The sequence below is a fragment of the Pectobacterium brasiliense genome, from assembly GCF_016950255.1.
GTDB lineage: Bacteria > Pseudomonadota > Gammaproteobacteria > Enterobacterales > Enterobacteriaceae > Pectobacterium > Pectobacterium brasiliense.
The window spans coordinates 1-6,002 of sequence record NZ_JACGFN010000006.1 but is presented as its reverse complement, the minus strand read 5'-3'; the positions used below and the strand labels follow the sequence as shown (position 1 = coordinate 6,002).

Here is a 6,002-nt window from a genome sequence, read left to right as displayed (position 1 = left end):
TGGGCGTCACGGACGCCAACGGAGCCTTCCGCGGGTGGCGAATTCAGTCGCCAGTGCAGTTGACGGAACGAACAGCGCCAGCTGCTGGAACAGATGCAGTCTGATATGCGTCGTCAGCCAACGCAGCTTTCCGAAGTGCCGTATAACGACCAGACGCAGGTTCCGCGCTCTCAGGTGACAATCAAGCCGCCGACCCAATCGATGCAGCAGCCGCCTGTTCGTAACAACGCAACCCGCCACACGCGCACCTGCGGTCACGCAAACGACCACCTGTTGTGCCGAGACATGAAGCAGCAAAACAGGAAGCACCGAAAGCAACAGCCGGTCAAACAGCCTGAAGCGCCAAAAGCCGAGAAAACCCAGCGCTGGGCGATCCAATGTGGCTCCTTCAAAACCATGGATCCTGCCGAATCGGTCAGAGCACAGCTGGCGTTTGCCGTATCGAAAGCCGCATCACCTCTAACGGCGGCTGGAACCGTATTATGCTTGGGCCTTATAACAACCGTGCTGCCGCAGATAGCATGATCCAACGTCTTAAGGGCGCGGGCGCATCAAACTGTATTCCTCTTGCCAGCGGGGTTGAAAAACCCCACGCCTTCCCCCATCTATAACTTCAAATGTGCCCCGAATCATGCGGGGATCTTTTTCTTCAAACGGGGACTGACTCGTGACAACAATTGTAAGCGTACGCCGCAACGGCCAGGTGGTCATTGGCGGTGATGGACAAGCCACTCTGGGCAACACCGTGATGAAAGGCAACGTGCGTAAAGTGCGTCGTCTCTACCATGACCGCGTCATCGCCGGTTTCGCAGGCGGCACGGCGGATGCCTTCACCCTTTTTGAGCTTTTTGAGCGCAAGCTGGAATTACATCAGGGTCATCTGGTGAAAGCTGCCGTCGAGCTGGCGAAAGACTGGCGTACTGACCGTATGCTACGCAAGCTGGAAGCCCTGTTAGCCGTTGCGGACGAAAATGCCTCGCTGATCATTACCGGTAATGGTGATGTCGTGCAGCCTGAAAACGATCTGATCGCGATTGGTTCCGGCGGTCCTTATGCACAGGCTGCCGCGCGTGCTTTACTGGAAAACACCGAGCTGGGTGCGCGTGATATCGTCGAGAAATCTCTGGGGATTGCTGGCGACATCTGTATCTACACCAACCAGTTCCACACGATAGAAGAATTAGCCTCCAAGGCGTAAGGATCAACTATGTCTGAAATGACCCCGCGCGAGATAGTCAGCGAACTCGACAGCTATATCATCGGCCAGCATAAAGCGAAACGCGCTGTTTCCATCGCGCTGCGTAACCGCTGGCGCCGCATGCAGTTGGACGAAGCACTTCGTCATGAAGTGACGCCTAAAAATATTCTCATGATCGGTCCGACCGGCGTCGGTAAAACCGAAATCGCTCGCCGTCTGGCGAAGCTCGCCAATGCGCCGTTCATCAAAGTGGAAGCCACTAAATTCACCGAAGTGGGCTACGTAGGTAAAGAAGTTGACTCCATCATCCGCGATCTGACGGATTCCGCGATCAAAATGGTGCGCCTTCAGTCCATCGAAAAAAACCGCTTCCGTGCGGAAGAGATGGCGGAAGACCGCATTCTGGATGTACTGATTCCTCCGGCGAAAAACAACTGGGGACAATCAGAAAGCACGCAGGAACCTTCCGCTGCACGTCAGGCATTCCGCAAGAAACTGCGTGAAGGCCAGTTGGACGACAAAGAGATCGAGATCGATCTGGCAGCCGCCCCCGTTGGCGTAGAGATCATGGCTCCTCCAGGCATGGAAGAAATGACCAACCAGCTCCAGTCCATGTTCCAGAATCTGGCAGGACAGAAGCAGAAAGCCCGTAAGGTCAAAATTAAAGATGCCTTCAAGCTGCTGATAGAAGAAGAAGCCGCCAAGCTGGTGAACCCGGAAGAGCTGAAACAGCAGGCGATTGAAGCCGTTGAGCAACACGGTATCGTGTTCATCGATGAGATCGACAAAATCTGTAAGCGTGGCGAAAGCTCCGGCCCGGATGTGTCCCGTGAAGGCGTTCAGCGCGACCTGCTGCCGCTGGTTGAAGGTTGCACCGTGTCCACCAAACACGGCATGGTCAAAACTGACCACATCCTGTTTATCGCGTCCGGTGCGTTCCAGGTTGCCAGCCCGTCCGATCTGATTCCAGAATTGCAGGGGCGTCTGCCGATTCGCGTAGAGTTGCAGGCGCTGACCACGGAAGATTTCGAGCGCATCCTGACCGAACCGAGCGCCTCGCTGACCGAGCAGTACAAAGCGCTGATGGCGACAGAAGGCGTAAATATTTCGTTCACCGCCGATGGTATCCGCCGTATTGCCGAAGCCGCCTGGCAGGTCAACGAAAGCACCGAAAATATCGGCGCACGCCGTCTGCATACCGTGATGGAGCGTTTGATCGAAGACGTGTCTTACGACGCCAGCGAAATGAACGGTCAAAGCGTTACCATTGACGCAGATTACGTACGTAATCATCTGGATGAATTAGTAGCAGATGAAGATCTGAGTCGATTTATCTTATAATCCGTTTTCGCGGATCGCACGATTAACGATAAAGTGGGAGGCGTTGGCCTCCCACTTTTGTTTCTGACGCCGCCATCACTGACTTTTCTTGTTTATAAACGGATGATTCACGCAATTGAATCGTCAATAAAATTGAAGCACACCATGACCTTATCGACCCATAGCAGCAAAACCAAAGCCTGGCTGGATAGCCTGCGTCCAAAGACGTTGCCATTAGCTTTTGCGTCCATCGTCACCGGCTCGGCGATCGCGAGCTGGCATAGCAGCTTTAAACCGGGCGTAGCATTACTGGCGTTGTTAACCGCCGGACTGCTGCAAATCCTTTCCAATCTGGCGAACGACTATGGGGATGCGATAAAAGGCAGCGATACCGAGGAACGCATCGGGCCGTTGCGCGGCATCCAGACCGGGGCGATTACGCTGACGCAGCTGCGCAATGCGCTAATCGTGACCGTGGTGCTCACCATCATTTCCGGCGTGAGCTTGGTGATTCTGGCGTGTGAAAAGCCAGCGGATATCTTTGGTTTCCTGATTCTGGGGCTGCTGGCGATTTTCGCCGCCATCACCTATACCGTCGGTAACAAGCCCTACGGCTATATCGGACTCGGCGATATCTCAGTGCTGATCTTTTTCGGCTGGCTCAGCGTCGCGGGGTCGTATTATCTGCAAACCGGCCATTTCGACAGCATCGTGATGCTGCCTGCGACGGCCTGCGGTCTGTTGGCGACGGCGGTGCTGAACATCAACAACCTGCGCGATATCGACAACGATCGCATCAGCGGAAAGAACACGCTGGCAGTACGTCTTGGTGCGGAAAAAGCGCGCTTCTATCACACGATGCTGCTGTTGCTGGCACCGGTTTGTCTCGGTCTGTTTGCCACGTTTTATCTGCACAGCCTGGCGGGCTGGCTCTTTATTCTGGCGCTCCCGTTGCTGATTCAGCAGGCGCGCTATGTGCTGCGTGAAACCAGCGCATTCAGTATGCGTCCGATGCTGGAAAAAACGGTGAAAGGCGCGCTGCTGACCAACATTCTGTTCGCCGTTGGCGTGATATTGAGTTAGTGCGGGTAAAGTGAGCGCGGGCGAAAAGTGGTGCGTATTTACTGATACGCATCAAGTTAACATTTGATGATTTTGCCAACAGCCGCCAGAAAGGGATATACTCATGATTCCGGCGGCAAACAGACGTTAATCCTATGAAATACGATACTTCCGAACTGTGCGATATCTACCACGAAGAGGTGAATGTTGTTGAGCCTCTGTTCTCTAATTTTGGCGGGCGTACTTCATTTGGTGGCAAGATCACCACGGTGAAATGTTTTGAGGATAACGGCCTGCTGTTCGATCTCCTTGAAGAGAACGGCCTTGGGCGCGTGCTTCTGGTTGATGGCGGCGGCTCGGTGCGTCGCGCGTTGATCAACGCGGAAATCGCCCGGCTGGCGACGCAAAACGAGTGGGAAGGCATTGTCGTTTATGGCGCGGTGCGTCAGGTTGACGATTTGGCTGAGCTGGATATCGGTATTCAGGCGATGGCAGCAATTCCGGTCGGCGCAGGTAGCGAAGGCATCGGCGAGAGCGATATTCGCGTCAACTTCGGTGGCGTCACCTTCTTCTCCGGTGACCATCTGTATGCCGATAATACCGGTATTATTTTGGCGGAAGACCCGCTGGATATTGAATAATATCGTTGAATTCCCGCGTTTTTATTGCGGTGACATCAGCACAAAAAAGGGCGATAGACGCCCTTTTTTATTTGGCTCAATCGATAAGCCGTTCCTTCGTCTGAGCCAGCAAGTCCTATTAGACTTCTTCCATTTTGCCTAACAGCGCGCGCAGGCGTTCTTGCCATACCACTTGTTCTTCTTTCAACTGCTCGTTCTCGCGCACCAGCGCTTCACGTGAACCCGCTGCCGCCTGCACATCCTGCGACAACGCGTTGTTCTGCTCTTTCAGCTCTTCAATTTCCATTTGCAACAGCGTGATGGTATCAATCGCCTGCTGAACTTTCGCTTCCAGCTTTTCAAACACTTCAAATGACATTCTTCAAACCCCTTTTAATCGCAACAAGGCAAAGATCGGTTAACGCTGGCTTTCGGACTCTGTAACCAACACCCAACGGTGTCGCCATCCGCCCGTAAACATAATCCTGACCGCGGGACGGCTGGCAAGATAGACCATAGCGAAATTGTATGTAGCCAACCGCCACCTGTCTAGCGCACATCCCCCACTACGCGAGTGTGGCAGCTTTTCTTACGTAACACTATCAGTACAAACTGAAAAATAGGCAGTACAAACTGAAAAAACGGACAGCCGAAACGGAAACATGAGCGGCGTAAACTGAAAACTACTCCTGTTCGCTTCCCCATTACTCCAATTGTGTTAATAAATTTAACCTGAGCGTTACTATCAATCGTGGGCGAAAAGTCACTGCGAGTCATTTTATAAGCGAATACGCTCATTTTCTTGACGCACAACACACATTTTAATTTCGATATTTCTCGTTTTCGAGCATTAACGATAAATTCACATCATAAATACATTTAAAACAGAGGATGCCCCCACGGTATCCTTAGACCTACCACTCTGTACGTTACCCAGCAGGAAAAAAATATGAGCCAAGCAGAACGTTCAACGCTAAAAGGCCAGTGTATCGCCGAATTTCTCGGCACTGGCCTGCTGATTTTCTTCGGTGTCGGCTGTGTCGCCGCCTTGAAACTGGCGGGAGCCAGCTTCGGACAGTGGGAGATCAGCATCATTTGGGGTCTGGGGGTTGCGATGGCAATCTATCTGACTGCTGCCATTTCCGGCGCTCACCTCAACCCAGCCGTCACTATCGCCCTGTGGCTGTTTGCCTGCTTCGATGGACGCAAAGTGGTGCCTTACATTGTGGCGCAGATTGCGGGGGCATTTTGTGCCGCCGCACTGGTCTACGGGCTGTATTACAATCTGTTTGTGGATTTTGAACAAACCAACAATATGGTGCGCGGCAGTACGGAGAGCCTGAATTTAGCGGGCATTTTCTCAACGTATCCGAACCCACACATTTCCGTCATGCAGGCGCTGCTGGTTGAAACCGTCATCACTGCCATCCTGATGTGCCTGATTCTGGCGGCTGACCGACGACGGCAACGGTATCCCACGGCGGGGCCACTCGCTCCCCTGCTGATCGGTATTCTGATTGCTGTTATCGGTGCGTCGATGGGACCACTGACCGGCTTCCGCCCTTAACCCGGCGCGTGACTTTGGTCCTAAGCTGTTCGCTTTTCCTGGCGGGCTGGGGCAACGTGGCCTTCACCGGCGCACGCGAAATTTCCTTACTTTCCTGGTTCCTGTCTCGGCCCCATTATCGGTGCCTGTCCTGGGTGCCTTCGGTTATCGCGCACTGATTGGCCGCAATCTGCCATGCGATGTGTGTGAAACCCGAGGCAGAAGCCTACCACGCGTCGTGAAAGCCGTTAAACTA

The 6,002-nt window shown here is 53.4% G+C and carries 6 protein-coding genes and 2 pseudogenes; 7 read left to right on the top strand and 1 reads right to left on the bottom strand.

Annotated features, from left to right (window positions below; all coding sequences use genetic code 11):
* From H4F65_RS22205 to rraA, 6 genes and pseudogenes are all read left to right on the top strand, one after another.
* Positions 1–202: pseudogene (locus H4F65_RS22205) on the top strand (cell division protein FtsN); the annotation flags it as partial.
* Between the two features lie 146 nt (positions 203–348).
* A pseudogene (locus tag H4F65_RS22200) lies at positions 349–611 on the top strand (SPOR domain-containing protein); the annotation flags it as partial.
* A 56-nt stretch (positions 612–667) separates the two neighbouring features.
* Positions 668–1,198 carry an ATP-dependent protease subunit HslV gene (gene hslV / locus H4F65_RS21745; protein ID WP_005973334.1) on the top strand — a complete coding sequence of 177 codons (531 nt, stop codon included), beginning with the start codon at positions 668–670 and terminating at the stop codon, positions 1,196–1,198.
* A 9-nt stretch (positions 1,199–1,207) separates the two neighbouring features.
* Positions 1,208–2,539: an HslU--HslV peptidase ATPase subunit gene (hslU, locus tag H4F65_RS21740; protein WP_010281519.1), complete on the top strand. Its 1,332-nt coding sequence runs from the start codon at positions 1,208–1,210 to the stop codon at positions 2,537–2,539.
* Positions 2,540–2,683: 144 nt separating this feature from the next.
* Positions 2,684–3,601, top strand: coding sequence for a 1,4-dihydroxy-2-naphthoate polyprenyltransferase (locus H4F65_RS21735; RefSeq protein ID WP_010281522.1), 918 nt, complete (start codon positions 2,684–2,686; stop codon positions 3,599–3,601).
* A 134-nt stretch (positions 3,602–3,735) separates the two neighbouring features.
* Positions 3,736–4,221: a ribonuclease E activity regulator RraA gene (gene rraA, locus H4F65_RS21730; RefSeq protein ID WP_010281528.1), complete on the top strand. Its 486-nt coding sequence runs from the start codon at positions 3,736–3,738 to the stop codon at positions 4,219–4,221.
* A gap of 118 nt (positions 4,222–4,339) precedes the next feature.
* On the opposite strand, the gene zapB is transcribed toward rraA, so the two are convergent.
* A complete protein-coding gene (gene zapB / locus H4F65_RS21725; protein WP_010281529.1) occupies positions 4,340–4,579 on the bottom strand; it encodes a septal ring assembly protein ZapB in 240 nt (79 codons plus the stop codon).
* Positions 4,580–5,149: 570 nt separating this feature from the next.
* On the opposite strand from zapB, the gene H4F65_RS21720 reads away from it, so the two are divergent.
* Positions 5,150–5,767, top strand: a complete 618-nt coding sequence (locus tag H4F65_RS21720) for an MIP/aquaporin family protein (RefSeq protein WP_205536112.1) — start codon at positions 5,150–5,152, stop codon at positions 5,765–5,767.
* The last annotated feature ends 235 nt before the right edge of the window (positions 5,768–6,002 follow it).